The organism is Actinospineispora acaciae DSM 45401, from assembly GCF_000620785.1.
GTDB classification, from domain to species: Bacteria; Actinomycetota; Actinomycetes; order Mycobacteriales; family Pseudonocardiaceae; genus Pseudonocardia; species Pseudonocardia acaciae.
Map to the genome: position 1 here is coordinate 1 of NZ_JIAI01000034.1, position 25,819 is coordinate 25,819.

General features: G+C 69.2%; 28 protein-coding genes, 1 tRNA gene and 1 pseudogene. 16 read left to right on the forward strand and 14 right to left on the reverse strand.

Going from position 1 to position 25,819, the window contains the following annotated elements:
- The 7 genes from N912_RS59255 to N912_RS0146995 form a co-directional block, all read left to right on the forward strand.
- The coding region (locus N912_RS59255) for an alpha/beta fold hydrolase (protein WP_037070300.1) at positions 1–1,727 on the forward strand (1,727 nt) is incomplete at its 5' end.
- Positions 1,728–1,734: 7 nt separating this feature from the next.
- Entirely contained in the window at positions 1,735–2,337 is a 603-nt protein-coding gene (locus N912_RS59260) for a GNAT family N-acetyltransferase (RefSeq protein WP_037070302.1), read from the forward strand.
- Positions 2,338–2,388: 51 nt separating this feature from the next.
- Entirely contained in the window at positions 2,389–3,618 is a 1,230-nt protein-coding gene (locus N912_RS63055; protein ID WP_084212063.1) for a nucleotide disphospho-sugar-binding domain-containing protein, read from the forward strand.
- A gap of 31 nt (positions 3,619–3,649) precedes the next feature.
- Complete coding sequence (locus tag N912_RS63060; protein ID WP_169748084.1) at positions 3,650–4,828, forward strand: aminotransferase class V-fold PLP-dependent enzyme; 1,179 nt, start codon at positions 3,650–3,652, stop codon at positions 4,826–4,828.
- Between the two features lie 207 nt (positions 4,829–5,035).
- A complete protein-coding gene (locus N912_RS63065; protein ID WP_084212065.1) occupies positions 5,036–5,317 on the forward strand; it encodes an MbtH family protein in 282 nt (93 codons plus the stop codon).
- 60 nt (positions 5,318–5,377) lie between these two features.
- Positions 5,378–5,503: a hypothetical protein gene (locus N912_RS66700; protein WP_281176413.1), complete on the forward strand. Its 126-nt coding sequence runs from the start codon at positions 5,378–5,380 to the stop codon at positions 5,501–5,503.
- A gap of 133 nt (positions 5,504–5,636) precedes the next feature.
- Entirely contained in the window at positions 5,637–6,158 is a 522-nt protein-coding gene (locus N912_RS0146995; protein ID WP_028927880.1) for a cupredoxin domain-containing protein, read from the forward strand.
- Positions 6,159–6,167: 9 nt separating this feature from the next.
- Here N912_RS0146995 and N912_RS0147000 read toward each other — a convergent pair whose 3' ends face one another.
- Positions 6,168–6,743, reverse strand: coding sequence for a carboxymuconolactone decarboxylase family protein (locus tag N912_RS0147000; protein WP_028927881.1), 576 nt, complete (start codon positions 6,741–6,743; stop codon positions 6,168–6,170).
- A 669-nt stretch (positions 6,744–7,412) separates the two neighbouring features.
- Between N912_RS0147000 and N912_RS66320 the strand changes: the two are divergent.
- From N912_RS66320 to N912_RS59270, 3 genes and pseudogenes are all read left to right on the forward strand, one after another.
- Positions 7,413–7,610: pseudogene (locus N912_RS66320) on the forward strand (aldo/keto reductase); the annotation flags it as partial.
- A 16-nt stretch (positions 7,611–7,626) separates the two neighbouring features.
- The gene (locus N912_RS66325) at positions 7,627–8,097 is read left to right on the forward strand and encodes an aldo/keto reductase (protein ID WP_245645953.1); all 471 of its coding nucleotides are present in this window, start codon (positions 7,627–7,629) and stop codon (positions 8,095–8,097) included.
- Between the two features lie 283 nt (positions 8,098–8,380).
- Entirely contained in the window at positions 8,381–9,220 is an 840-nt protein-coding gene (locus N912_RS59270; RefSeq protein WP_064745593.1) for an IclR family transcriptional regulator domain-containing protein, read from the forward strand.
- Here the strand turns inward: N912_RS59270 and N912_RS59275 are convergent.
- From N912_RS59275 to N912_RS59290, 6 genes are read right to left on the reverse strand one after another with little or no spacing between them, the layout of a single operon-like run.
- A complete protein-coding gene (locus N912_RS59275) occupies positions 9,163–10,464 on the reverse strand; it encodes an amidase (RefSeq protein ID WP_037070304.1) in 1,302 nt (433 codons plus the stop codon). The genes N912_RS59270 and N912_RS59275 overlap by 58 nt on opposite strands.
- Positions 10,461–11,774, reverse strand: coding sequence for an amidase (locus N912_RS59280; protein WP_037070305.1), 1,314 nt, complete (start codon positions 11,772–11,774; stop codon positions 10,461–10,463). The genes N912_RS59275 and N912_RS59280 overlap by 4 nt, the downstream gene beginning before the upstream one ends.
- 13 nt (positions 11,775–11,787) lie before the next feature.
- Positions 11,788–13,134: an MFS transporter gene (locus tag N912_RS0147040; RefSeq protein ID WP_084212071.1), complete on the reverse strand. Its 1,347-nt coding sequence runs from the start codon at positions 13,132–13,134 to the stop codon at positions 11,788–11,790.
- A 33-nt stretch (positions 13,135–13,167) separates the two neighbouring features.
- Positions 13,168–14,466, reverse strand: coding sequence for an FAD-dependent oxidoreductase (locus N912_RS59285; RefSeq protein ID WP_051581783.1), 1,299 nt, complete (start codon positions 14,464–14,466; stop codon positions 13,168–13,170).
- On the reverse strand, positions 14,463–16,391 hold the full coding sequence (locus N912_RS0147050) for an oxidoreductase (RefSeq protein WP_028927885.1): 1,929 nt from the start codon (positions 16,389–16,391) through the stop codon (positions 14,463–14,465). The genes N912_RS59285 and N912_RS0147050 overlap by 4 nt, the downstream gene beginning before the upstream one ends.
- Positions 16,388–17,386, reverse strand: a complete 999-nt coding sequence (locus N912_RS59290; RefSeq protein ID WP_169748085.1) for a zinc-binding dehydrogenase — start codon at positions 17,384–17,386, stop codon at positions 16,388–16,390. Before N912_RS59290 ends, N912_RS0147050 begins: the two co-directional genes overlap by 4 nt.
- 146 nt (positions 17,387–17,532) lie before the next feature.
- On the opposite strand from N912_RS59290, the gene N912_RS0147060 reads away from it, so the two are divergent.
- The 3 genes from N912_RS0147060 (at position 17,533) to N912_RS0147070 (ending at position 20,250) form a co-directional block, all read left to right on the forward strand.
- On the forward strand, positions 17,533–18,294 hold the full coding sequence (locus tag N912_RS0147060; RefSeq protein ID WP_245645955.1) for an IclR family transcriptional regulator domain-containing protein: 762 nt from the start codon (positions 17,533–17,535) through the stop codon (positions 18,292–18,294).
- 132 nt (positions 18,295–18,426) lie between these two features.
- A complete protein-coding gene (locus tag N912_RS63070; RefSeq protein ID WP_245645956.1) occupies positions 18,427–19,053 on the forward strand; it encodes an IS110 family transposase in 627 nt (208 codons plus the stop codon).
- A gap of 378 nt (positions 19,054–19,431) precedes the next feature.
- Positions 19,432–20,250, forward strand: coding sequence for a phage major capsid protein (locus tag N912_RS0147070; protein WP_169748086.1), 819 nt, complete (start codon positions 19,432–19,434; stop codon positions 20,248–20,250).
- Between the two features lie 506 nt (positions 20,251–20,756).
- Here N912_RS0147070 and N912_RS0147075 read toward each other — a convergent pair.
- The 3 genes from N912_RS0147075 to N912_RS64300 form a co-directional block, all read right to left on the reverse strand.
- Positions 20,757–21,026: a hypothetical protein gene (locus N912_RS0147075; RefSeq protein WP_028927889.1), complete on the reverse strand. Its 270-nt coding sequence runs from the start codon at positions 21,024–21,026 to the stop codon at positions 20,757–20,759.
- The gene (locus tag N912_RS64295; protein ID WP_156994434.1) at positions 21,023–21,364 is read right to left on the reverse strand and encodes a PadR family transcriptional regulator; all 342 of its coding nucleotides are present in this window, start codon (positions 21,362–21,364) and stop codon (positions 21,023–21,025) included. Before N912_RS64295 ends, N912_RS0147075 begins: the two co-directional genes overlap by 4 nt.
- A 99-nt stretch (positions 21,365–21,463) precedes the next feature.
- A complete protein-coding gene (locus N912_RS64300) occupies positions 21,464–21,892 on the reverse strand; it encodes a hypothetical protein (protein WP_028927890.1) in 429 nt (142 codons plus the stop codon).
- Positions 21,893–22,121: 229 nt separating this feature from the next.
- Here N912_RS64300 and N912_RS59295 point away from each other — a divergent pair, with 229 nt between their 5' ends.
- Together N912_RS59295 and N912_RS0147095 are read left to right on the forward strand one after the other, a co-directional pair.
- Positions 22,122–23,453 carry an NsdA family TPR-like regulatory protein gene (locus tag N912_RS59295; RefSeq protein WP_051581787.1) on the forward strand — a complete coding sequence of 444 codons (1,332 nt, stop codon included), beginning with the start codon at positions 22,122–22,124 and terminating at the stop codon, positions 23,451–23,453.
- 13 nt (positions 23,454–23,466) lie between these two features.
- Positions 23,467–23,949, forward strand: a complete 483-nt coding sequence (locus N912_RS0147095) for a hypothetical protein (RefSeq protein ID WP_028927891.1) — start codon at positions 23,467–23,469, stop codon at positions 23,947–23,949.
- Positions 23,950–24,172: 223 nt separating this feature from the next.
- On the opposite strand, the gene N912_RS64305 is transcribed toward N912_RS0147095, so the two are convergent.
- Both N912_RS64305 and N912_RS64310 read right to left on the reverse strand, forming a co-directional pair.
- Positions 24,173–24,235: transfer RNA gene (locus tag N912_RS64305), tRNA-Leu, on the reverse strand.
- A gap of 434 nt (positions 24,236–24,669) precedes the next feature.
- The gene (locus N912_RS64310) at positions 24,670–24,819 is read right to left on the reverse strand and encodes a hypothetical protein (RefSeq protein ID WP_156994435.1); all 150 of its coding nucleotides are present in this window, start codon (positions 24,817–24,819) and stop codon (positions 24,670–24,672) included.
- Between the two features lie 154 nt (positions 24,820–24,973).
- Between N912_RS64310 and N912_RS0147105 the strand changes: the two genes are divergently transcribed.
- Complete coding sequence (locus tag N912_RS0147105) at positions 24,974–25,423, forward strand: CBS domain-containing protein (protein WP_028927892.1); 450 nt, start codon at positions 24,974–24,976, stop codon at positions 25,421–25,423.
- On the opposite strand, the gene N912_RS59300 is transcribed toward N912_RS0147105, so the two are convergent.
- Both N912_RS59300 and N912_RS0147115 read right to left on the reverse strand, forming a co-directional pair.
- Positions 25,406–25,630, reverse strand: a complete 225-nt coding sequence (locus N912_RS59300) for a DUF1918 domain-containing protein (RefSeq protein ID WP_084212081.1) — start codon at positions 25,628–25,630, stop codon at positions 25,406–25,408. The genes N912_RS0147105 and N912_RS59300 overlap by 18 nt on opposite strands.
- Positions 25,627–25,819 (reverse strand): hypothetical protein (locus N912_RS0147115; RefSeq protein ID WP_028927893.1); only part of this gene is annotated, 193 nt, incomplete at its 5' end. The genes N912_RS0147115 and N912_RS59300, both read right to left, overlap by 4 nt.

The following is a 25,819-nucleotide window of genomic DNA, read 5'->3' on the forward strand; positions in this document are numbered from 1 at the left end:
TCTACGGGCCGACCGAGTGCACCGTGGACGCCCTGGCCGCCCGCATCACCGACGCCGAGCACCCCGTCATCGGCCACCCGCTCGCCAACACCCACGCCTACGTCCTCGACCCCGCCCTACGCCCCACCCCCACCGGCGTCACCGGCGAGCTCTACCTCGCCGGCCCCCACCTCGCCCGCGGCTACCACAACCACCCAGCCCACACCGCCACCCACTTCCTCGCCAACCCCTACACCACCACCCCCGGCCAACGCATGTACCGCACCGGAGACCTAGTGCGCTGGAACAACCGCGGCGACCTGGAGTTCCTCGGCCGCAACGACACCCAAATCAAGATCCGCGGCTACCGCATCGAACCAGGCGAGATCGAGGCCGCCCTGGCCTCCCACCCGACAGTCGCCCAAGCCGCCGTCACCGCCCGAGAGGACCGCCAAGGCGAGCGTCAGGTGGCCGCCTACGTCACACCCTCCACCGGGGGGACGGTCGACGTGGCCGCTCTCCGCACCCACCTGACCACGCGGCTGCCCGACTACATGGTCCCGGCCGCGATCGTCGTGCTGGACATGCTCCCGCTCACCGCCAACGACAAGCTCGACCACCGGGCGCTTCCGGTCCCCGATCACACCCCCAACCCGGGCTCCCGAGCTCCCCGCAACCCGCTCGAGGAACGCCTCTGCGCCCTCTTCGCCGAGGCGCTGGGCATCGAGCGGATCGGGATCGACGACGGCTTCTTCGAGATGGGCGGCCACTCCCTCACCGCTGCCCGGCTGATCAGCAGGGTGCAGGCTGCCTTCGGTGCGCGGCTGCCGGTCCGGACCCTGTTCGAGATGCCCACCGTGGCCGCCCTGGGCGAGCACCTCGCCGGCCAAGAGGCTCCGGGCAGTCGCCAGGCTGACCCGGCCACGCGCCGCGCCGCCCCGGAAGGCCGAGGGCAACTCGACGTCCTGCTGCCCATCCGGACACGGGGCGGCCGCGCGCCCCTGTTCTGCGTGCATCCCGGAGGTGCGCTCGGTTGGCGCTACTCCGCGCTGCTGCGGCACCTGCCGACCGACCTTCCGGTCTACGCGTTACAGTCCCGCGGCTTGGAGCCGGGCGACCGGCCCGCGGCCACCATGGACGAGCTGGCCGTGGATTACCTGGCACAGCTCCGCGCGATACAGCCGTCCGGCCCTTACAACCTGCTCGGTTGGTCCTTCGGCGGGGTCGCCGCACACGCGATGGCGGGCAGGCTACAGGAGCAAGGCGAGGAGGTTGCCCTGCTGGCGGTGCTCGACAGCCTCCCGGTGCACACCGGCGACCAAGCCGCGCACGACCCGCTCCCGGATGACCACGAGATCCTTCGTGACCTGCTGGAAAGAGGCGGCTGCCCGCCAGAGCACCTGCTCGGGGGTCCGCTGACGCCGGCCCGAGCCGCGGCGATCGCCCGGCGCACCGGCAGCGTGCTGGCCGAACTGGACGAGCGGCACTTCGCCGCGCTCCCGGCGGTGATCCGCAACAACGACCAGCTCATCCGCGCCCACACCCCCGGCCAGTTCCGCGGGGATGTGCTGTTCTTCACCGCGCTCCGGGGCAAGGACCGCAACGGCTCGGCCGTGAAGGCCTGGGCACCACACGTGGACGGCGTGATCGAGGAGATTCTCGTGGACTGCGCGCACGACGAGATGTTGGAGCCCGGCCCCCTTGCCGAAATCGCTCCGCTGCTGGCCCGCCGGCTGGAACAGAGGTGACGCCACGATGACCGCGCCGGCCGCGCTGACCATCCGCCCGTACCGGGAGACGGACCACGACGCCATCTACGACATCTGCGTGCGGACCGGGGACCGGGGCGACGACATCTCCGAGCAGTTGCACGATCCTCGGCTGTTGCCCGACCTGTTCGTCGGGCCTTACCTCGCCCTGGAGCCGGAGCTGGCCTTCGTCCTGGCGGCGGTCCACCGTCCGGTCGGCTACATCCTGGGTACGGCAGACACCGCCCGATTCGTCGCGGCCTACCGCGAACGGTGGCTGCCTCGGGTCGCCCGGCCCAGCCAGGCACCCTCCGACGAATGGCTGGTGCACCTGCTCAACCGCCCCGAGTGGATGTCCCACCCCGAGCTGGCGGACGAATACCCGGCCCACCTGCACATCGACCTCCTACCGGAGGCCCGAGGCAATGGTTACGGCCGGGCATTGATAGAGACCTTCCGCGCCGCGCTACGCACGGCCGGGGTGCCCGGCATGCACCTGACCACCGGCGTCTCCAACAGCTCGGCCCAGCGGTTCTACCGGCGCGTGGGCTTCGTCCCCCTCCCCCAAGAGCCGCCGAAGGGGGCCATCTTCATGGGCCAGCCGGTCTAGTGCCGTGTCAGGCACTGTTTCGCGTCGGCGTCAACGTTAAGGAATGAAGACATGCGGATACTCGTGGTCACTCTTCCGACCGTCGGGCACACATTGCCACTTGTGCCGCTCGCGTGGACATTGCGGGCCGCCGGCCACGACGTTCTTTTCGCAACCGCGGGTGAGGCCGTTGAGTTCGCGACTCGCGCCGGAATGGGAGTCATCAAGATCGCCGAAGGGGACATCCTCAAGCAAGCCCGGATACAGTCGCAGCCACCCGCATCGGGAAAGATCTCGATCGATGACGTGGTCGCGCTCGACGCCCTTATTGAACGACTACGAAATTCACGGACCAGCCCGGACACAGCTGAATCACCAGCGGTACGCGAGGCGCTCGACCGACACAACAAGTTCTTCACCGCGATCTGGGGCATCACCGTGGACGCGATCATCCGGGTGGCGACGAGGTGGAGAGCGGACGCCATATTGTACGAGGCATACATGGCTGTCGGCCTATTGGCGGCCAAGGCGGTCGGAATACCTGCCTTCAGGCATGACATATGCGCGTGGCACATGGTCATGGAGCCCACACCGGAAGCCATAAACGATGTGCGGAGACGATACGGGCTCGTCGGCGAGCCATGCGAGCCAACAGCAATCATCAACATATGCCCAGCAAGCATAAGGAAAGATTCATATGACTTCGACTGGCCAATGCGATTTGTCCCCTACAACAACGAAGCGATAGTGCCAGAATGGCTCCTCGAACACCCGGAGCGGCCACGAGTCTGCCTCACGGCCGGAACCATAGTACCCGAACACAGTAACGCCGACCTACTTGAGGGCGCTATCGAGACCCTCTCCGCATTCGAGGCCGAGGTGATTCTCCTCGGTGGCGCCAAGAACGTCCCACAAACACTACCAGATAATGTTCGCTCCGTCGGATGGCTACCGCTCAACGCGGTGTTGTCGACATGTTCGGCGGTTATCCACCACGGTGGCTCCGGTACTATGTTCACAGCGCTGGCGGCGGGCGTGCCGCAGATGATTATACCGCAGTTTGCGGACCAACCGGTTAACGCGACCGCTGTCGCCGCTCGCGGAGTCGGCGTTCATCTGCCGGAGGACCAGCTCGACACCGTTACGCTGCGCGAACAACTCGATCGCCTGCTTTATGACGAGAAAATGTCCGAGGCGGCAGCTGAGGTGCGCGCGGAGATGGCCGCCATGCCACCAGTCAGCGCGGTCGCCCATCGCCTCGTCACGGCCACTGCCGAATATCCACCAGAACAAACCTTTTGAAAAGTCTCACGTTACGCAAAGTGGGTGTGCTGTGATAGATGGAGTCGGTGAACCAGTAGTCGTTGGAAAACCACGTCAAATTAATAGAACCAAGTTGAATCACCGACTGGATGCCATCTTCGAGCGAAACTGGTTTAGCAATCGTGGCCCATTCGCACAGGAGCTTGAGCAACGAATATGCGAAATAACCGGTGCAAAATATTGCTACGTGACCTGCAATGCAACAACCGCGCTTCAGGTTCTAGCAAAGGCGATGGGACTGTCCGGTGAAGTCATAGTTCCATCGTTCACGTTTCACGGCACAGCTCACGCATTCGACTGGATCGGGCTTGAAGTTCGCTTTTGTGACGTTTCGCGCGTGGACGGCAATATCGATCTAAGCTCCCTGAGAGACAGCATAACAGAAAAGACGAGTGCTATCGTAGGCGTGCACCTGTGGGGAAACCCGTGTGACACTTTCGGTCTCGTTGAACTAGCCAACGAAGCCGACGTTCTCTTACTAATTGACGGGGCGCAAAGCTTCGGTGCGACAGTCGAAGGTTCACCGGTAGGCGGATGCGGCGTGAGCGAGATCGTAAGTTTTCATGCGACAAAGATTGTGAGTGCATTTGAGGGTGGTGCAATCCTTACAGACAATCCAGAATTATCGGAGAAAATCCACGCCATGCACAATTTCGGATTCGACACCGACAAGAATGTTGTCAGCTCGGGCACGAACGCCAAAATGCACGAAGTTTCCGCGGCCATGGCGCTCACGTACCTCGATGACCTCGGTGATATTCTAACCGAGAACAGGGGCAGATTCGAGATCTACAAGAGTCGATTAAAGTCCGTCCCGGGAATCAGATTGATTGAGGCTCAGCACGGTCGGCGCGGCAACCTCCACTACGTAAGCATCGTCGTGGAAGGCAACACGCCTATTGCCCACGTGCGAAGGTCAGACATAAAGGAAGCGCTAGCCCGTCAGAATATCTTCACTCGAACCTACTTTGCCCCCGGATGTCATAAGTTAAGACCTTACAATCAATTACACCCCGACAAGATTCCAAGCGCTAGATTTCCGAACACTGAAGCACTGGCGGAGAGCGCACTGTCACTGCCGACGGGAGGCGCAGTAAGCGACTCCCAGATTCATCTGATCTGTGACATCATTGAAAGCGCTGCATCTAAGCATCGGAGGTCGAGTAGATCAATACCCATAGTTCCGTAGATCATGCCATTCTTGGCGCAACACCGCTCGAGTCGCCAACGGCGATCGGGAAGGTCGGCAAGCAGTCGACCCCGCGCGGCGTCGGGAGGGGCGGGGAACGCAGGCCGATGACGCTCAGGCTGCCATGTCCAGGCTCTCGCGACGGCACCTCAACGACCTCGTCAAGGCGGCCGGACAGCCATAAGACCTTGCAACCAGGGAGAAACGATGGACAACCCGTTTGACGACCCGAATGGCACCTTTCATGTCCTGACCAATATCGAGGGCCAACATTCATTGTGGCCCACCTTCGCCGACATCCCCACCGGTTGGACCATCGCCCTCGCCAATGTCGATCGCCAGCGCTGCATCGACTACATCGAAAAGAACTGGACCGATATGCGCCCACTCACCTTAGTCAGGAAGACCGAACAGTCTCAGCCCAACCTCAGCAACCTTGATAGATCATCTGAACCCACCGAAACCGGCAGAGCTGAAGCCAGGAACTGAAGGTTCGTCATAGCTCCCGCTCCGGCACGGCGCCCCGTTGCGTCTGCGCGGGAGACCCAGGTGGGCTACAAGATGGTCAAGTACCTCCGCTCCATCGAATGGATCGCCGACTACCGGGACACCGGTGACGGCCAGGGCGGACCGCGTGAGGACGCGCAGTTCATGGGCCGCGGCGCCGAGATCTGAACCCCGACAGGACACGACCGCCCAGTGGGTCAATGGTTCGCACAATGTGTGACGTTTTTCCCTCCCTGCCCCGGTGAACCTGCCTGATTCTGGGCGCCGCATGTCAAGAACCTCGTAGGGAGGGAACTTCGCCGTGCCCCAGGTATTCGACGAGATCCCATACCGTGATGTTCAGTTATGGGACAACCAGACAGTCAAGCTTCGGCACAACCTTGCCGGGCTGGACCTGTTCTCCGACGAGTCGCTCGCCAGGCTGATCGAGCCGATGGATCCAACGCGGATCGACATCACCACCATGGGCGAGGACGTGTCCACCTGGGGCCACGTCGACCGAGCCGGCATCGCGGGCGAGAAGGTGCTGGAGGCGGTACGCCGCGGCCGGCTGTGGATCAACATGATGGGAATGGAGCGGGCCCATCCCCGGTTCCGGCGGCTGCTCGACCAGATGTTCGCCGAGCTGGAGGCGGCGCTGCCCGACTTCGCGACGTTCAAGCACAAGATGTGCCTGCTCATCTCCTCCCCACAGGCCCTCGCCCCTGCGCAAGGCGGCTTCGTCGAGCTGACCTTCCCCGAACCAGGGCACTACCCCTTCGTCTCCCACGTCATGCTGGACGCCGAACGCGGCGCGCACGGCACCTTGGCCGTCACCCCGTAACCGCGCCGGTCAGATCCCAACCACGGCCCGCAGCCCGGCGTAGCGCAGCTTCAACACACGGTCCTTGTTCAGCGGGCTGTGCGCCTGGTCCGGCTCCGTGCCGTCGGCTATGCCGACCGAGTTCAGCACGCCGAACATGCGCACCAGGTGGGAGATGCGCACGTCGTCGACGTCGGTAGGACGACCGTCCTCGGCGACGGTCAGCTCGATCGCGCGTTCCAGCCAGCGCACCTCGGGGTGCAGCCCAGCGGCCTGGGTGGCGGCGACCATGCGGTGTCGGATGAGCCCGGGCGGCCGCCCGCAAAGCATGATCATGTCGTACCTGCCGAGCGGGAAGAGCCAGCCGTACTCATGCAGGTAGGCCAGCTCGAACGCGTACCCATGCCCTGATCCACAGTACGGGCAGCCGTTGACCAGCGACACCGCCGTACAGATCAGGTGAGTGCGGACCGGGCCGAACCGCTTGAGCGTGCGCTGGTAGCGCGGCATGTTCCAGACCACCCAGGCCAACGCCCGCACCGGCCCGAGCTGGACCACGATCGGCGCCATCAGCCGTGGCGGAAAGCCCCACAGATGGATGCCCATGCGCTCCAGTACGACCGTTGCACAGTACGGGTGTTACGCCAGTGGCTGTACCCGCGACAGGCCGGAGCAAACACTGTAGGCCAGGACCGGCCCGGCCCTGTCACCTCACTCTCGCTTACTCTCGCAACACATCTCAATCCTCACGCCGAGACGACACGCCGTAGAAAATGAAAGATCGATAAGACAGAACCGCCGAAAGCCGGTGAGACACCGAGCGAAACCGCAGGCCACAAACAACTCACGGTGAAATCTCGAACGGAACCCTACAAATTTTGTATCGTCTCATTCGATCTTTCGGATTCTCGAATGGGATGTCGTCGATCTACCAGAACTCGCTGATCTTGTTCGGCTCCAACGCAGCGCACACAGCCTGGCGCGCCTCCGTGCGCGCGCCTCGGTCCATCTGTTGGCCACCGTTCCCGATGACGACCTAGCGTCACTCCTGGTGGCGACGAGCTGTGGACAACTCGGACCATCCTGGCGGTCGGTGTGCGCCGCCATGGTGAGGACGTAGCGGCCACCCGGCGTGAGGGCGGGAGCAGAGATTCGGTGGCGAGCAGACCTGGGTCTAGGCACTCTTACGGCTTCGCCGCCTTCGACGTGGACCCCGGCGGCACCGGGCACAACGAGGTGCTGGTGGGCCGGGCCATCCACGGCCGCCGGGACCAGGTGCAGCTAGCCACCAAGTTCGGTATCGACCGCAGCGCCGGCGACCGGGCACGCCGCATCCGCGGTGCCCGAGACTACGTGCTGCGCGCCTGCGACGCCTCGCTGCCGCGGCTGGGCGTCGAGGTGATCGACCTGTACTACGCCCACCGCCCGCCCCAGGACGTGGAGATCGAGGAGACCGTCGGGGCGATGGCCGAGCTGGTCGAGGCGGGCAGTGCCCGCCATCTTGGCCTGTCCGAGGTCGACGGCGAGCTGCTTCGCCGGCGAGGCGGGCGAGGCCAACGAGAAGATCGCGCATACCGTGCGCGAGGTGGCCGACCGGCTCGGTGCCACCCCGGCCCAGGTAGCACTCGCCTGGGTGTACGCCCAGGCCGAGCGGCTCGGGGTGGCGGTGGCGACCATTCCGGGCACCCGCAGCCCGGCCCGGCTGGAGCAGAACGCGGCCGCGCTGGAGCTCACCCTGGATGCCGAGGCGCTGGCCGCGCTGGACCCGCTGAGCGACCAGGTGATGGGCGAGCGCTACACCCCCGCGCACACCGCTGAGGTCGCTCGGGGCCAGCCGGTGGGCTCGACGCGCACAACGGCCAGCTCGACGACGTCGTTGACGTCGCGCCCACCGGTGACCTCGCCGGTCACGACCAGCCGGGGGCGGGCCGCCACCCCAGGAGAAAACCCTCCTACCTGACCAGTCTCTTCGACGATGTCACTGCCCAGGGCGCTGCTCGCGGCCGCACGGACACGAAGCGGGAGATCACAGTTGGCAGTGAATGTTGACGTCACCCGCGTGAAGGTCATCTTCGGGGCGCTGGAGCTGGCGGCTGAGCGGCCCGAGAGCCTGCCCACCGCGTGCCAGGGCTGAGAGCCGGCTCTGCGCGGGAGTGGAAGGGGAGAACGGGCTGGGCTAGCCGCGGCGCCTCGCGTGGTTGGATGAATGGGGTCGCGGCTGTTCAGCCGTTGGGGAGGGGTCCATGTCGGGAGAAGCCGAAGCGAGCCAGGAGCGTCCCGGCCGGTATGTGCGGGCCTTCGACCGGGGTCTGGACATCTTGCTGTGCTTCTCCGCCGAGGCGCCTGAGTTGACGGTCTCCGGGATTGCGGCCCGCACCGGTCTGGATCGCGCCACCGTGCGCCGGCTCGCGTTGACTCTCCACGGTCTGGGCTACCTCGAAGCGGTCGAGGCTCGGTATCGGCCCTTGCCCCGGCTGCTGGAACTCGGCTACAGCTCGCTCGCCACGTGGGAGTTCGCCGAGCTTGCCCAGCCCTACCTGGACGAGCTGTCCCACGCCGTTGACCAGTCGTGTTCGCTGGGGGTGTTCGACGGGTCGGCGGCGGTGTTCGTCGCGCGCGCCGCCGTGCGGCGGGTCATGACGATCTCCCTGGCGCCGGGCACGCGGGTGCCCGCGTACGCGTCCGCTATGGGTCGGGTCCTGTTGTCCGGGTTGTCCCCGGATCGGCTCGCCGGCTACTTGGCACACGCGCGACTGGTCGCGCACACTGACCGCACCGTTGTCGATCCGGAGGCGCTGACCGAGCGGATCGACCAGGTGCGGCGAGCGGGGTGGGCGTTGCTCGACCAGGAACTGGAGCTGGGCGTGCGCAGCGTTGCCGTACCGGTGCGGGACTGCGACGGGGCCGTGGTGGCGGCGATCTCGATCGGCACCCACACCCACCGGGTGGACGAGCGCGCGCTGCTCGACGAGATCGTGCCCGCGATGCGGGACTGTGCGGCCCAGCTCGAACGCGATGTGACCGCTCAGCCGATGCCGCTGCCAGGCATCGACGCGACGCCGTCGGACTTCGCGGTCAGGTAGCGAGCGGCCAGGTCGAGCAGCGGCTCCTCCTCGCCCCATGGGCCGATCAGCTGCAGCCCGATCGGCAGCCGGCCGGGCACCTGGCAGGGGACGGTCACCACCGGGGTCCCCGCCATGCACCCCGGGTAGGTGAGCCGCACGAGCGCGCGGGTTGCCGCTTCCGGATCGGTGTCCAGCGGTGGAGCAACCACTGGCGCGGTGGGGCTCACCAGCACGTCGACGTCGGTGAACGTGCGCGCCACCGTGCGCTGCCAGCGCGCGCGGTCCCGCTGGGCGGTCAAGTAGGCGGCGAACGGCGTCGCCTCGCCCTCCCGGATCCGGGCGGCGATGGCCGGATTGTCCACGGCATCGGGGAAGTCGCGGTAGGTGACCGCAGCTTCGGCCCAGACGATCGTCTTCGCGGCGGCGGTGATCGTGTCCGCCCCTGGCAGCTCGACGGGTCGCGCCGTGGCGCCGAGGCCGATCAGGTCGCGGACCGCCGCGTCGACCGCGTCCCGTACCTCGTCCGAGCAGCCGTCGCGGAACCATCCACCGAGGACGCCGATGCGCGGTTGTCGACGATCCGGCACCGATCTCGCCCGCTCGCCGGCCGTCAACACGCGCAGGACCTCCGTGAGGTCGCCGGGTCGCCGTGCCAGCAGCCCGACCGTGTCCAGGGTGGAGGACAGCGGCACAACCCCGTCGGTGGCGAGCCGCCCGCCGGTGGGACGCAACCCGCAGATCCCGGTGAGCGCCGCCGGAACGAGCACCGAGCCACCGGTGTCGGTGCCCACCGCGAACGGCACCATGCCCGCGCTCACCGCCGCCGCGGCGCCGCCGCTGGACCCTCCGGCCGTCCGGTCGAGGTCGCACGGGTTGTGCGTCGCGCCGTGGTGGCGGTTGCCGGTCACGGCGCTGCTGGCGAGCTCCGACATGTTCGTCGTGCCCGCGAGCACGGCGCCCCCGGCGGTGAGCAGCCGGACCACCTCCGCGTCCTCGGGTGCGGGTTCGTGGTTTTCCGCCCGGGTGCCCGCGGTGGTGACCAGCCCAGCGACCGCGATGTTGTCCTTGACGGCGAAGGGCACCCCGGCGAGCGCGCCCCGCGCGGGCACCTCCCTCGGGGTGACGGTGCGGGTGAACGCCCCGATCCGGGCATCGAGGGCGGTGATGCGGCGCGCCGCCGTCTCGGCGGGTTCGCGCGCGTCGCGGCGGCCCGCCCGCACCGCGGCGGCGAGAGCGGCGATGGGCGGCCAGTCGGCGGTCACAGCGGGCACCTTCCTAGGTCGACTGTCCGTTCGACCCGGGCACCGAGCCGGTACAGCACCGGTTCACCGCCCGGCCTCGCGACGAGCTGCACCGCGATCGGCAGCCCCTGCCGGTCGAGCCCGCACGGGACGCTGAGCGCGGGCAGACCGGCGACCGACGCCAGCGCGGAGTACCGCATCATCACCTGAGACCGGTCGCGCCGAACGCCCCCGGCGAGGGTCACCTCGTCGGAGCCGAGCGGGGGCGCGGTGAACGGCAACATCGGGGTGAGGACGGCGTCGACGGCCTCGAACGCGTCGAGTGCCTCGCGCCGGACCCGGTCGCGCTCACGCAGCGCGCCGAGGTACTCGACCGCTGGCACGCGCATGCCTCGGCACAGCAGCTCGCGCACGTCGGCGCCGTAGTCGCCGGGTCGCTCCGCCAGCCAGCGCTCGTGCACGGCGGCGGCTTCGGCGAGCGTGATCGTCGCGGCGGCAGCGGCGGCCAGGTCCGCGTCCGGCAGCCGGACCGGACAGTGGCGCGCACCCGCCGCGACCAGCGCGTCGAGCGCCGCACCCACGGCTCGGGCGACATCCGGCTGTGCTTGCGCCACGAGGTCGTCGGGGGCGCCGACACGCAGGCCGGAGACCTCGTCGGTCACGGGCTCGAACGCTGTCTCGGTCAGCACCGCGAACAGCCGCGCGTTGTCCTCCACCGTGCGGCTCAGCGGCCCGACGGTGTCGAGCGTGGCGGCCAGCGGGAACGTGCCGTCGGTGGGGATCGAGCCCGCCGTCGGGCGCAGGCCGACCACGCCGGTGAGGGCGGCGGGGAACCGAACCGAGCCCGCGGTGTCCGTGCCCACCGCGAGCGGAACGCACCCGGTGGCCACCGCGACCGCGGCACCACCCGACGAGCCGCCCGCCATGCGTCCGTGGTCCCACAGGTTCCGCACCGGCCCGTAGTGCGGGTTCTCGCTGGTGCCACCCCACGCGAACTCGTGCATGTTGGTGCTGCCCACGATCACCGCGCCGGCGTTGCGCAACCGCCGCACCGCCACAGCGTCCGCCTCCGGCCGGTGATCGGCGAGGATCCTGCTACCCGCCGTCATGAGCGCCCCGGCCACCGCGATGTTGTCCTTGACCGCGACGGGCACCCCGCGCAGCGGGCCGGGCGCGTCGCTGGGCGGTCCCTTGTGGACGCTGATGAACGCGTTGACCGCCCGTCCCGCCGTCTCGATGCGCTCCAGCGACGCCGCCAGGACCTCGTCCGTGCTCAGCTCACCGGAGGCGAGAGCCGCGACGATCCGGGACGCCGTCAGGTCCGGTGTCATGTGCTGCCTTTCCTCACGCCACATCGACAACTGCTCCTGGCCGCGCCGGCTCCGTTGTCACCCGGTTCAGGTCCTGGTCGCGGGTCTCGGGCACGAGCACGGTGCAGGCCGCGCTCAGGATGCACAGGGCGGCGATGAACGCCGACACGAGCCAGGTTCGGGTGCCGCCACCGGCGGCCGCCAGGAGCGCGGCGGCGACGAGCGGACCGAAACCGGAGCCGAGGACGGACGCGAGCTGATAGGCCAGCGACACCCCGGTGTACCGGCATTCGGTTGGGAACAGCTCCGCGAGCAGCGTCGCGGACTGGCCGAACATCGTGCTGAAGATGAACGAGCCGACCAGGAACGCCACCACCAGCAGCGCCGGGGACCCGGAGTTGACCAGCCACAACGACACGAACCCGTTCGCCGCCAGCGCGAGCGCCCCTGCCAGGTAGATCGGGCGGCGGCCCAACCGGTCGGCCATCAGCCCGAACCACGGCTGCGCCACGAGCTGCACGACGGAGACACCGATGAGGGCCAGCAGCGTGGTCGACCGGTCGTACCCGATCTCGGTCGCGTAGGCGGTCACCCACACCACGAGGATCATCTGCGCGCCGAGCGGGCCGATCGCGAGTCCGATGGCGAGCAGGACCGCGCGGCGGTTTGCCCGGAGCACATCCGCGATGGGCCACCGGGCGGCGTCCGAGGAGCCGCGGCGCGCGGCGGTGAAGACCGGCGTCTCCATCGCCCGGCCGCGGATGAACAGCCCGATACCGCCGAGCACGATCGCCAGCAGGAACGGCACGCGCCAGCCCCAGGACAGGAACTGGTCCTCCGGCAAGGCCGCGACCAGCGCGAACACGGGCGTGGACAGCAGCAGCCCGGACGCGGACCCGAGCTGCGAGATGCTCCCCCACAGGCCCCGGCGCGTCGGCGGGGCATGCTCGACCGCCATCAGCGCCGCGCCGGCCCACTCACCGCCGACGGCGATCCCCTGCACGAACCGCAGCGTCGCCAGCAGCACCGGCGCGGTCACGCCGATCGCCGCGTACGTGGGCAGCAGGCCGATCGCGAATGTGCCGAGGCCCATCAGCAGCATGGTGGTCATCAGCACCGACTTGCGGCCGACCCGGTCGCCGAAGTGTCCGAAGACCAGCCCGCCGATCGGCCTGCCGACCTCGCCCACCGCGAAGGTGGCGAGCGCGGCGATCGTGCCGACCAGCGGACCTGCCTCCGGAAAGAACAGCTTCCCGAACACCAGCGCGGACGCCGTGCCGTAGAGCAGGAAGCTGTACCACTCGATGACGCTGCCCGCGAAGCTCGACAGCAACGCCGCGCGGGCGGCCTTGGTGGGCGGACGGTCGGCTTTGACGTCCATCGTGTTCTCCCGTCGGTCGGGTGGATTGCGAGATCAGCGAGGCGGGCGATCGACGATCGCGTCCTGGTCGCGCAGCACACGGCGCACGTCGCGCGCCGGGATCCCGCGAGGCGTGGTCGTGTGCTGGGCGGCCAGCGCGGCGGCCACGCCGGCGGCGTGCCCGGTGGCCATCGCGGTCCCCATGTGCCGCATCGCGCCCATGCCGGCCCGGGTCGCGGAGGCGCACCGCCCCGCGACGAGCAGCCCGTCCACATCGCGCGGCAGCAGGCTCCGGTACGGCACCGAGAACGGCGCGGCCGGTTCGGCCAGGGTGAGCCCGGCGCCGTCGGGGTGGTGTACGTCGAGCGGTCCGCCGCCCTGGGCGACCGCGTCGTCGAACTGGCGTCCGCCCCGCACGTCGGACTCCGACAGCACATGGTCGCCGAGCACACGCCACGTCTCGCGGACCCCGATCCAGGGCGCGAGGCTCGACACGTAGGCGTTCTCGAAGCCGGGGACATCACGCCGCAGGAAGTTCACGGCGGCCCTGACCTGGCGGCGCCCCTCGACCTCGGCGCGCGTGAGGTCGCGGCTGTCCGAGCCGTCGAGGCCCGCGACCCTGGTCATGAGGATGAACGCATCGCTCCCGGCGGGCGAGCTGACGACGGAGAGCAGCTGCTGAGCGAGCTCACCCGCGGCGACACCGGCCCGGGCGAGCCGACGCTTCTCCTCCCGGGGCAGCGCACGGAACCGGTCGATGTCCACTTGCGACAGCCGAGCCATCATGGTCATCGGTTGCCGCGCCCGGGGATCCTCGCCGGCGTTCTCCGTGGCGGAGCCCGCCTTGCGGGCCAGCACGGCGTTGGCCGTGGCGTCGACCACCGCGCCCGCCGCGAACTCCTCGACGTCGTAGAGACCCTGGGCCACCACGCCGGTCACCGTCGTTCCGCTCCGCAGGGGGCGGGTGGCCTGCGTGTGCAGCCGGACGTCCACGCCGGCCTCCTCGACGAGGTCGTCCAGGACCAGCTTGAGCACCTCGGGATCGAACGGGAACGTCCGCACCCGCACGGGGTTCTCGCTCGCCTCCGCCAGCACATACGGGGTGAAGCCGGTGGCGCCGCCCGCCTTGATGAGCCGTTGCGTGATCTCGTACCCGACGCCCCCGCCGACCCGCACGTCCCGCCAGTAGAAGCCCATGAAGCTCGCGACCATCGCGCCGGTGGCGGTGCCGCCGAGGAACGGCGCCCTTTCCAGGAGGACGACGCGCGCGCCCGCGTGGGCCGCGCCGACGGCGGCGCAGCATCCCGCCGGACCACCGCCCGCGACGACGACGTCGACGCCCGCGCGGGTCATCGGGAAGGTCCCGTCACCAGCGCGGTGACCGTCTCGGCGGCGTGCCGCACCGCGGTGGCGGCCCAGCCGCCCCGCCCGGCCGCGTCACCGACCGCGACCACCGTCTTGTGCTGGGCCAGCCGCCCGACCAGCCGGGCAAAGCCGGCGGCACCGTCCTTTCCCAGCGAGACCAGGACGGGACCGGCGGCCGGGAGGGTCCGGAACCCGTCGGCATCGCGGACGCTGAGGTCGCGTTCCCCGACCGACTCCACCGTCGCGTTCATCTCCAGCCGGACCTTCGGGTCGTGCCGGAGCCGCGCCAGGGGGAGGAGCTTCGCCCGGGGCCCGACCTCTTCCGCCGGCTCGGCCTGCGTGCCGATCATGGTGACCCGTGCGCCGCGCGCGGCCAGGTGGTCCGCGACCGCTGTCGCGTCGCGGTCGGCCCCCCACACGACGTATTCCGGTTCCAGGCCGTCCCTCGGGCCGGTCCGCAGCCAGGTGGTCAGGTCTTGTACCCGCGAGACACCGTCACCGGCTACAGGCGGTACGACGCCGGGCAGCCCGGTCGCGATCACGACGACGTCCTCGGGTTGGTCGGCGATCTCCGTCGGGGTCAGGGTGCGCTCCAGCTCCACCACGACACCGAGGTCGGCCAGATGCGTCGCGTACCAGTCGACGGCTCGGTGGTACTCGGGGTATTCGTGCAGGTCCGCCGCGAGGCCGAGGCTGCCGCCCAACCGGTCGGACGCGTCGACGAGCCTGGTCGCGCGCCCCGCGGCCGCGCTGAGCCGCGCGGCCTCCAGACCCGCGGGCCCGGCGCCGACGACGAGCACGGCCGCCGCCGACCCGCCCGGGGCGGGCAACGGGAGCGGGCCCGCCGCCTCGGGATTGACCGCGCAGCCCACGGGCTCGCCGCCGCGCAGGGCATCCGCGCAGTAGTTGCACGAGATGCACGGGCGGGGGTCGGCGCCGCGCAGGGTCTTGGCCGCCCACTCCGGATCGGCATGCACCGCGCGGGCGACCGAGACGAAGTCGGCTTTCCCGCCGGCGACGATGGATTCGGCGGTCGTCCCGTCGACGATCCGGCCCGCCACGCCCACCGGCACACCAAGGGCACGGAACCGCCGGGCGGTGTCCGCGTGCAGCCCACGGGGCAGCTCGCCGCTCGGAGTGATCCACTGGCCGGCTTCGTAGCAGCCCGCTGACACGTCCACGAAGTCCAGCGCGGATGTGCCCGCGTCGGCGAGGATGCCCAGCGTCTGCTCCGTAGTGAGCCCGTCGTCGACCCCTTCGTACGCCGAGACCCGGATGCCGACCACAGCGTCGGGCGCCGCCGCGCGCACGGCCGTGACCACCTCGGCGAGGAACCGGCGAGGATCCCGGTAGGCGTCCCGCCTGCGGTTGGTGCGCGGCGACAGGAACTGCGCGAGCAGGTAGCCGTGCGCCGCGTGGATCGAGAGGACGTCCGCGCCGGCCAGCACACTTCGCCGTGCGGCCGCACCGAACCGCTCGACCAGGTCGGCGATGTCCGCCGCGTCGAGCTCGTCCGGGAGATCCCCCTGGACGACCTCGGCCACGACCGGTGACGGGGCGACCGGCGTCAGGCCCGTGACGGCGGCCCGGGACAGCCGACCCCCGTGCACCAGCTGCATGCCGAACAGCGCGCCGTGCGCGTGGACTGCGTCGGCGAGGCGCCGCAGCCCCGGGACGGCGCGGTCGTCGTCGGCCGCGAGCTGGCGCGGTCGCACCTTGCCGTCCGCCCGCACGTAGGAGGCCTCGGAGAACACCAGCGCGCTGCCACCGCGCGCGGCCGCGGCGAGCCGGTCGGCGTAGTGCGGCGTCGGCGCACCCGCCAGGTCGCAGTAGTTGCGTTCCATCGGCGCCGCCACGATCCGGTTCCGCAACGTCCGCCGCCCCAGCCGCAGCGGGGTGCCGAGCACGCTCATGACGCCCCGACCGAAATCAGAACCTTGCCCAGCCCGGGGGCGCCGTCGTGCACCAGCGCAAGCCCCTCCCGCGCACGGGCCAGCGGGAACCGGTGCGTCACGAGCCCGGCGAGCAGCGCCTGGTGACGTGCCGCGAACTCGATCGCCGCCGGGAAGAGGCCGCCGCTGTTGCGGCTGCCGAGCAGGTCCAGCTCCTTGTAGGGGAGCGCGCTCATCGACAGCCGCGCCTGGCCGGTCGAGATGCCGACGGCGACGACGGTCCCGGCCGCGGCGACAAGGTCGATCGCGGCGGCCAGCGCGCCGGGAGACCCGGTCGCCTCGATCACGACATGCGGGCCGTCGCCGCCGGTCCACTCCTCGATCTCCACACGCTGCTCGCGGCCCGGGAAGTCGGGGCCGGCGACGTGGACCAGCTCCGCCCCGAACGCGCGGGCTCGGGCCGCCCGTTCGCGCACCCGGTCGACCGCCAGCACGTGCGCGCCCCGGTCGGCCAGCGCGCGAGTGGCGAGCACACCGATCGGGCCCGCGCCCAGCACCACCGCGTACGTGGCCGAGCTCGCGGCGGAACGCTCGACGGCCCGCATCGCGATCGACGTGGGTTCGACCAGCGCCGCGACCTCCGCCGTCAGCCCGGGCGCGCGGTGGACCCCCGATCCGGGCACGACGAGCAGCTCCGACAGCCCACCGTCGGCATGAACCCCCAGCACCGTCATCCGCCGGCACGCGTTGCCCCGGCCCACCCGGCAGGCATGGCAGCGGCCACACGCCCGAGCCGGGTCGACCACGACGAGAGCCCCGTCGACCCGGCCCGCGATCTCGTGGCCCTGCACTAGCGGCGGCGCGGCGGACGGGTAGTCGCCGGCCCAGATGTGGGCGTCCGTCCCGCACAGGCTGACGCAGTCCACGGAGACCAGGACGTGACCCTCCGGAGATTCAGGGGCGGCCCGCGAGGCCACCTCGACGTCCCGGCATCCCGTCGTCACGGCAGCCCTCATGAGCATCTACCCCTGTTCACTATGAGCACGAATGTTTGTATGGTGCTCATAGTTAGATGATAGGGTCCGCTTGTCAAGCGCCGCATGATTGTCGATCAGCTGTTCGCACGGTCATGCGCACAGCGAACGGTCCCGGGGAGGGCGTGGTGGATCGGGATGGGCTCGTCACGTCGCTCGAGCGGGGCCTGGCGGTTCTCGAGGCGTTCCGGCCGGAGCGTCGTGCGCTGACGTTGAGCGAGGTCGCGCGGTTGACCGACCTCGACCGGGCATCGGCACGGCGGCTGCTGTACACGCTGGTGGACCGGGGATACCTGCGGACCGACGGCCAGGTGTTCCGCCTGCACCCGCCGGTGGCGCGCCTGGGACACGCATACCTCTCGGCGCTGGAGCTCCCAAAGATCGCCCGACCCCACCTACGGGAGCTGGCCGCGCGGGTCCGCGAGTCGGTGTCGCTCGCCGTACTGGACGGCAGCGAGGTCGTCTACGTGGCGCGGGTGCCGACGAAGCGGTTGATGACCGTGTCGGTGACGGTCGGGAGCCGCCTGCCCGCCTACGCCACGTCGTTGGGGAAGGTGCTGCTGGCCGGCCAGAGCGATGACTGGCTGGACGGGTATCTCGCCTCGGCTCAGCTACCGCCGTTGACCCCGCGCACGATCACCGACCAGGCCCGGCTGCGCCGGGAACTGCTGCGAGCGCGGTCGCGGGGCTGGGCGATCACCGACGGCGAGCTCGAACCGGGCCTGCGTTCGATCGCGCTCCCGGTCCGCGCCACGGACGGACGCACGGCCGCGGCGCTGAACGTGTCGAGCCACGCCGACCGGCTGGACCCGGAGGAGCTGGCCGAGGTCGCCCTGCCGGCCCTGCGCGCGACGGCCACGGCGATCGAGGAGGAATACGCGAGAAGCTGACGTGTGCCCGGGACGCGCCCCAGGCCTCGTGATCGGCGCCAGCGCGGCAAGGGGTCGATCAAGCCGTGCCGGTTGGCCCGACAGGGCCGCCACGTGGCCGGCGGACCCGCTGCTGGTGATCAACACGCTGACTTGACAGGGAACGCCATCGCCGAGGCGACCAAGACCCACCCCTGGGCGCCCCTGCTGGCCAAGCTGCCCCGCATCGGGACGGTCAACCTCGGCCAGGTCATCGGCGAGATCGGTCCGATACTCGAGCGCGCCACCAGCTGTGCGCAGCTCGCGGTTGAGACCGGCGTCGCTCCGGTCACCACCGAATCCGGCAAGCACCGAACGGTCAACTTCCGGCATGCGGTCAACCGGCGCGCCCGCCAAGCCCTCACCACCTGGGCCGACAACAGCCACCACAGCAGCGACTGGGCCGCGGCGATCTACAACCACGCCCGAGCCCGCGCGGCAAACGCCACCCCACAGCATCCGCATCCTCGCCCGCACCTGGCTGCGCGTGATCTGGGCCTGCTGGCGCGCGACAAGTCCTGCTACGACCCCCCTCATCCACCACCCGAACAAGATCAACACAAGCAGGGGGTTGACTTAGGAAACTCATCTCGCCCTTTCCACGCCCACACCATCGTTCTCGCCGATCACGCACAACGAGGTCGCACTCTGCAGAGTGCCCAAGTATGCACACCTGGACGCCAAGGCCGATCAAGATCGACACGATCGCGCGGCGAGACCTCTACGCAGTCGCCGGCTTGACATTTCCACAGAGATATGTGTAATGCTGTGTGTAATGCGCCGAACGCGGCTATTTCATTACCACGGGACGGGACCGTGCGGCCGCTAACACCCGCTGGTATCGGCTGACTCCCCCGGGTACCGACCGAGCACCATCTCAGGAAAGCGGGCATCGGCACGGATCAGCCCTCACGGTTCCGCCGAGGCGGAGCGCGTGACATGTGAACGTTATCCACCGCTCCGTGACGCAACAAGCCACCCGGTTAACGAATGCGAACTACGGATAAGAACGGAAACGGAGAGAGATGCAACTGAAGCACGGATATAGAGATGGTGTGCCGAATCTGGTCAACACGGCGTGGGGCTGTAGCGTGCCCCATCAGCGCGGATGGCGCGGTCGTGGTGTCCTCGGCCCAGGTCGACACGGTCGGGGCCGCGTCCGACCGAGATGCCGTCACCCTGTATCTCGACGCGCGCGTCGGTGTGGCCTGGGCAAAGGAGGCCGAGCGGTTGCTCGCCGCCGGTCAGATGACCCTCGGCGAGGAACACATCCTGATCGACCAGGGCGGCGTGATAGTCAAAGCCACGATTGCCGAGCGGCTGCTCAAGAACCACATCTACCCCACGTTCGGGACCATGCCGGTCACCGCGATCAGCTCGGCCGAAGTGCGCGATGATCTCGCCGCGCAGATAGCGACAGAGATTCACCGGGTGATGCTGCGAGGGTCGGGCACCGCTCCCGAACAACGCGGCGTCCGCAACACAACCGGGGTGACGATCACCGAGCTTGGCACGGGAAACGGCACCGCTCCCACCTCTTATGACCCGCTCTTGGACGCGATGCAGATATTGCGCGGCGGCAATTACGAACCGACCGCATTCATCATGGCTCCGCGTACCGCAAACAGTTTCGCGAAGCTGAAAGAAGCCAGTACCGAGGCGTACCTGGTGCCGCCACCTCAGCTTGCGGACGCGCGGACACTGACCACGAATCAGGTACCGGTGAACCTGACGGTGGGCACCAGCACCAATTGCTCGGAAATCTATTGCGCGGACTGGTCTCGGCTATGGCTCGGCATGCGCACCGAGCTGGTAATCACACCGCTGGTCGAGCGATACGCCGAATTCGGTCAGGTCGCGTTCATGTGCTGGATTCGCGCTGACGTGCAGCTCAGCCAACCGGCCGCGTTCAACGTGCTCACCGGAGTGCGGCCATGACCGCGCCGCGTAGTCCGTGGGCGCCCGACAAGCCGGATGTCGCGAATGTGGTACCGGGTCCGCCACCGGTCGAACCGGACGCACCGCTTGCCGTGGAGGAAATGCTCATCCAACGTGAGGATCTCGGCTCGGGCGCGGCGACTCTGATCAAGGCCGGCGATCGGATACCGGACGCGTTAGCCGAACGACCCAGGCGAGCGGTCGGCACCGTCGAACCGGAACCGAAGTCGCCTCGGGGTCGGCCGCAGAAGGCGACCGACTGAGGAGACCCCCTCGGGCCGGTGTTGGCGTCGCGTCCTTGCACCGGTCCGAGGGGCATCTTCACGTGAGGGTGGAACCCGACCCCCCGCCGGCCGCGACTGTCCAAACCCGGGGGCCGAGGGTGGAGTCCAGGACGCGGGTCACGTTGTGCCAGCCGTGGTGACACGGCTCCCAACGCCCGGGGCCGGGCTCGAACACCTGGTTACGCACGGTGGGATCGGTGCTGCCGCACCGTCGGCACGTGCTCATGGTCGGTCGGGTCTTGGGTTCACGTGATGCTCTACGCGCCCGTCGGGCCAATACTTCGCGATCTCCCGGTAGTCGCACGCGCCGGGCAGCGCGTCGACGTGGCCGTGGTCGTAGATGACCACCGTGAACCCCCGGGCCGCCAGCTCCTTCGCGGCGCCGGTGACTTCGGTCAGGTCATCGGTTTCACGCGACTGGAATTCGTATCGGGCGTTCGGGTCGGCGAGCACGCCTTCGAACAGGCGGGCGTGCAGGTGGTAGAGGCTCACGGCGACGCCCCGTCGAGTTCGATCGCGCGCCGGACCCCTTCAGGGGTGAGCTTGTAGACGCGGCGACGCTTCCGGCCCTTCCAACGGCACTCAACCCACCCGCGCTCGATCGCCCGTCGTAGCGTTTGGTCGATGGACCCTGTCGGCTGGCTGGCCGCCCGGGAGATGTCCGCCGCGACGCGTTCCCTCGGCGTGGTGTTCATCGCGACCAGCACGGCCGCGATCCGGCCGCTGATGGTTGCGCGGTAGTAGCTGATCTTCGATGCGCGGTCGTCGCCGATCTCGACCGCGGGGGAAGGTGTCCGGCAGCGGGATGCCGAAGCAGTCGAACGGCTCACCGGATCACCCGCACCAACCGGCCCCGGCCCGACGGTCCGGTGGCCACCCACACGGTCCGCAGCCGCGTCCCCGGGCGCTCAGAGAGGCCCGTCCGATAGTCACGGACGGCCGGCAGGTCGCGCAGCGGCCCATGTATGCAGGCCCAATGGTGACCGAACATTCGCCAGCCGCCACGACTCGAACGTCACCAGAGGACGACACCCGTCCGGGAGCACGCGCTGAACGTGGCGCCGCCGCTCGTCCGCCGCCGGCCGCAGCTCGGCGCCGTCGGGCAGCGCGGCCAGGCAGCAGCGGCACAGCAGAACCTCCGCGCGGTAGATATGCGGAGCCATCGAGATGTCCGGGATCACCCGCAAGCCGCACACGGTCAGCGGGCATGGCTCGACCAGGTCGTACACCGCGTGCACGTGACGGTCAGTCGAGTCAGGCAGCAGGCCAAAGGTCAGCGTCTCGGTCTGGTGCAGGGTCGGTTCGGCCGGGTTAGCGAGCACACCTTCGAACAGACGAAAGTGGCGGTAAATGCTCATGGTCTTGAACAATCACCGGCAGGACGTATCTCGGGCAGGGCCATAGTGCGGGCATGGTGGGGCAGGTCGGGGCAGTTGGTGTGATGGACCCCGGTTGAGCCGGCCTCGGCGGCGTTTCCGGGCCTACACTGCTTGCCCCTGGGAGGTGGTGGCGTTGTCAGCGGGAGGCAACAAGCTGTTGCGGGCCGCACGTGAGCGCACCCCGTCCCGCGTGGTCCCGGGCGAATGCATGTCGCGTTCTGAGTTAGCCGAGGCGGTCAACGCCTGGCTATGGCGGTCCACCGGCCAGCGCTACGACCTGGACGGCCACCACATCGCCAAGTACGAGCGCGGCGCGGTGCGTTTCCCGATCGCGGCCTACCGGGCCGGGCTACGCGCGGTGCTCGGGGCGAGCGACGATGCCGAGCTGGGGTTCGTCACACCACGGCGCCGTGGGTCGCTAGCTATGGTGGTCACGCTTGATGGCGCGTGGTCGCCAGGCGGCATCGTGGACGAGGCGGATGAGGCGGTGAGATTCAGCATGCTGAACCGCCGCGACGCGCTGGGCTCAGGTGTCGCCGCGAGCGGCGCGGCGCTGCTGGCCCCGTTGGCCGGGTGGTTGGAGCCGCTGACCGGCTGGGCCGACCGGCCCGGGCCAACGTTCGGCATCGCCGAGGTCGAGGCACTGGAGCGAGCGGTTGAGCTGCCGCGGCAATGGCGTTCGGCCCCCGGACTTGGTCCGGCGGCGGTGGTTGGCCAGCTCCACGAGGTCACCGACCGGTTGCGCGGCGCGGGAGATGGCCCGCTCACCCAACGGGTGTTCCTGGCCGGGGCGGAGCTGGCCAAGATCGCCGGCTCGATGTATTTCGACGCAGGCGCCCACGCTGCCGCGCAGCGCTACTACGTCTTGGCGGTGCGGATGGCCAAGGCCGCCGACCAGGACTCCTTCGCCGCCGCCACCCTGGCCGCGCTGGCCCGGCAGTCCTACGACCTGGGGAACCCCACCGACGGCCTGGAGATCATCGGCATGGCACAGCACGGCACCCGGCAAGCCGCGTCGCCTCGGCTGCGGGCGATGCTGGCCAGCCGTGAAGCATGGGGCCACGCCCAACTTGGCCACATCTACGCCTTCCATCGAGCCGTGGACGTCGCCGAATCTTCGTTCGCCGACGCCGGCCCGCTCGACACCGAGCCCCGCTGGCTGTCCGGTCTGGACGCCGCCGAACTGGCAGGCGTGATAGGCGCTCGATTCCGCGACCTGGCTCGCCACGAACCGGGCCAGGCGCGCCACGCCGTCACCTACATCGGCCGGGCGCTGGAGCTACGCGACCCGGCAAAGGTACGCAACCGGTCGTTCGACCTGATCGGGCTGGCTCGCGCGCACCTGATCACCGGCGACCCGGAGCATGCCTCCACTCTGATCGGCACCGCGTTGCCCACGGTCACCCCCGGCAACCCCGGCAGGCTCGGTCGCAAGCTGGCGGACTGGAGCCGGGAGGCCACGGGGTTCACGTCGGTACCGGCCGTGCGGGCCGCTCGCGGCCAGGTAGCCGAGCTGGTCGGTGCACGACCCGGAGTGTGAGAAGGTACGACGCGTGCGTATCGGGATTACCGGCCATTCCAACCTTCACCCGGAGTCGGTGCCGCTGGTGGCCGACGCGATCCGGGACGCGCTCACCGAGACCAGCGAGCCGCTGGTCGGGGTGAGCTGCCTAGCCCGGGGCGCCGACCAGGTGTTCGCCCGGGTCGTGCTGGAGGGTGGCGGCGAACTGGAGGTGGTATTGCCGGCCGCCGACTACCAGGAACGCAAGGTCAAGCCAGACAACCGCGCCGAGTTCACCGAGCTGATCGGCAAGGCCAACCATGTGACCACCATGCCCTACCCGGAGTCCAACCGGGACGCCTACCTGGCCGCGTCCGAGCACGTGCTGTCCGCGGTGGACGCGATGATCGCGGTGTGGGACGGGCAGCCCGCCGACGGGCGCGGTGGCACCGGCGACGTGGTGAAAGTGGCCCGCGAGCGGGGCATCTCGGTCACCGTGGTCTGGCCCGAGGGCGCCCGCCGCATGGAGAACTAGGCCCGCGCGCACCTATATCGCCGAGTCAGAGATCACCGACTACTTCGCCCGCAAACTCGCCGAGGCCGCGCAACTCTGCGCCGCTAGAGCGAAAGCCCGCAGAAGGCGAGCGGCCGGATCATGATCGCGCTCAGACCAAGTCCATTGGGGCCTGTCTGGCACAGAACTGGCACGGCCAGACGGTGATCTTGAAAACCACCGTACTGACCAGCCACTACTCCCGTCGGGACGACAGGATTTGAACCTGCGACCCCTTGACCCCCAGCCAAGTGCCAAACACTACCCGACCTGCGAATATCAAGAACTCGCAGATGAGGCGTCCCGATATGAAGTCTGTTGGGCCACGTTACGTCGGGTTGCGGCCTGTTACAAGGGGGTGCCCGCTCCATATTCGCTCCACCTCCCTGGAGCGGGCGTCCAGTGATTCGCACCAGGACTCTGCGAACCCTGACACGTGCCGAATCGAAATTGATCACCTTAGTTGGGTAACAGAGAGTGACGATAGTGATTTGCCTCGGGTCGCCTGGATTCGGCTTACTTGACCAACCGCACGCGCCCGCCTATCCACTCCCCTCGCGGATTTTCAGCCGTGCACGCCCACCTTTGCGGCCCTACGACGCAGCCAATCGCGGACTGGCGGTTCACCGTCCCGCGGCTCTCGCGGCAGCGGCGGCATGTACTGGGCACTGCGAGTCGTGGTCGTCGGGATCGGCGAGCCCATCAGCCACCGGTGCATAGGTCAAGCTGACCGGACCTCTGAGGCCCGCAGGCGCACCCCAAGCCGGCGGGCAGTGGCGCGCCCCTGAGCTCCTCGGCGATCTCCTCGGTGGAGCCCATCTTGGTCGCGAACGCCACGAGTACCTCGGCCATGGCCGCTCACCTCCGCACACCGTGGTCGGCGGAGGTGAGCGACGCAGGACAGGGTCGATCGGCCCGGGGCCAGCGGACGGACGACCCTGCCCACGGGGGTGTGCGCGGCGCATCCTCGATTCTGAATCCTTGTCGACCCGGGAGGAGCGACCCCATGAGCACCGAGCATGCGCGACTCGCGGCACCTCCGGAGACGCTCGACGAGGACCCGCCGCTCGCCGACCTGATGACCCGGCGCCTGGTCGGTATCACCCCGGACGCCGACGCCCTGGTCGCGCTGGGGTTGCTCGCCGACGCCGGGATCCGCCACCTGCCGGTGTTGCGGGGGCACCGCTGCCAGGGCCTGATCTTCGAGCACGACATCATCCGCTGCCTGGCCGAGGGGCGGCTGCGCGGCCCGGTCACGGTCGGCTCGCTGTGCCGTCCGGTGCCTACCCTGCGGTCCGCCGACCGGTCCTCCACGGCCGCGCGGAGCATGAACGCCACCGGCGTCGATGCCGTCCTGGTCACCGAAGGCCACCGGCTGGTCGGGCTGGTCACGGCGACCGACCTCATCCGGTCCCTGGCCCCGGCCGTCCGCCGGCGCTCAGAGCCGGAGCGGTGACTCGGGGCGGGCGACCCGCAGCTGGGCGTCCGGGGGCGGGTAGATGATCGAGACGTGGTCGTCGGAGTTGTCGTCGCTGAGCCAACGGACCCGGTAGGGCGGCGTGCCGTCGGGGTGGAGCAGGCCCACGATCTGACCCCGGCGCGGGTGCGAGGTTCCGGGGCCGGGCGGCACCACCAGCCAGTCCCCGACCTGTGCGTGCATCATGACCGTTCCCTCCGGTCTCTCTGGGCGGTTCGGGCGGCCGCGAGCAGCAGGCGTCGTTCGGCGGCCGCGACATCGGCTCGGACGGCGTCGGCCGCGTCGGGGTCGACGGAGATCGAGGTGATCCCGGCGGCGACCAGGTGGTCGACGAACCCGGGCCGGGTGGACGGGGCCTGGCCGCACAGCGAGGAC

What these genes read in the sequence shown, in the direction of transcription:
- N912_RS59285 (WP_051581783.1), bottom strand. Translation starts at nt 14,466, where the DNA reads ATGACCCGCGCGGGCGTCGACGTCGTCGTCGCGGGCGGTGGTCCGGCG.
- N912_RS0147105 (WP_028927892.1), top strand. Translation starts at nt 24,974, where the DNA reads ATGAGCACCGAGCATGCGCGACTCGCGGCACCTCCGGAGACGCTCGAC.
- N912_RS0147050 (WP_028927885.1), bottom strand. Translation starts at nt 16,391, where the DNA reads ATGAGCGTGCTCGGCACCCCGCTGCGGCTGGGGCGGCGGACGTTGCGG.
- N912_RS0147000 (WP_028927881.1), bottom strand. Translation starts at nt 6,743, where the DNA reads ATGGGCATCCATCTGTGGGGCTTTCCGCCACGGCTGATGGCGCCGATC.
- N912_RS0147040 (WP_084212071.1), bottom strand. Translation starts at nt 13,134, where the DNA reads ATGGACGTCAAAGCCGACCGTCCGCCCACCAAGGCCGCCCGCGCGGCG.
- N912_RS59270 (WP_064745593.1), top strand. Translation starts at nt 8,381, where the DNA reads ATGTCGGGAGAAGCCGAAGCGAGCCAGGAGCGTCCCGGCCGGTATGTG.
- N912_RS63055 (WP_084212063.1), top strand. Translation starts at nt 2,389, where the DNA reads ATGCGGATACTCGTGGTCACTCTTCCGACCGTCGGGCACACATTGCCA.
- N912_RS59300 (WP_084212081.1), bottom strand. Translation starts at nt 25,630, where the DNA reads ATGATGCACGCACAGGTCGGGGACTGGCTGGTGGTGCCGCCCGGCCCC.
- N912_RS59280 (WP_037070305.1), bottom strand. Translation starts at nt 11,774, where the DNA reads ATGACACCGGACCTGACGGCGTCCCGGATCGTCGCGGCTCTCGCCTCC.
- N912_RS59260 (WP_037070302.1), top strand. Translation starts at nt 1,735, where the DNA reads ATGACCGCGCCGGCCGCGCTGACCATCCGCCCGTACCGGGAGACGGAC.
- N912_RS59295 (WP_051581787.1), top strand. Translation starts at nt 22,122, where the DNA reads ATGTCGCGTTCTGAGTTAGCCGAGGCGGTCAACGCCTGGCTATGGCGG.
- N912_RS64310 (WP_156994435.1), bottom strand. Translation starts at nt 24,819, where the DNA reads ATGGCCGAGGTACTCGTGGCGTTCGCGACCAAGATGGGCTCCACCGAG.
- N912_RS63065 (WP_084212065.1), top strand. Translation starts at nt 5,036, where the DNA reads ATGGACAACCCGTTTGACGACCCGAATGGCACCTTTCATGTCCTGACC.
- N912_RS64300 (WP_028927890.1), bottom strand. Translation starts at nt 21,892, where the DNA reads ATGAGCATTTACCGCCACTTTCGTCTGTTCGAAGGTGTGCTCGCTAAC.
- N912_RS59290 (WP_169748085.1), bottom strand. Translation starts at nt 17,386, where the DNA reads ATGAGGGCTGCCGTGACGACGGGATGCCGGGACGTCGAGGTGGCCTCG.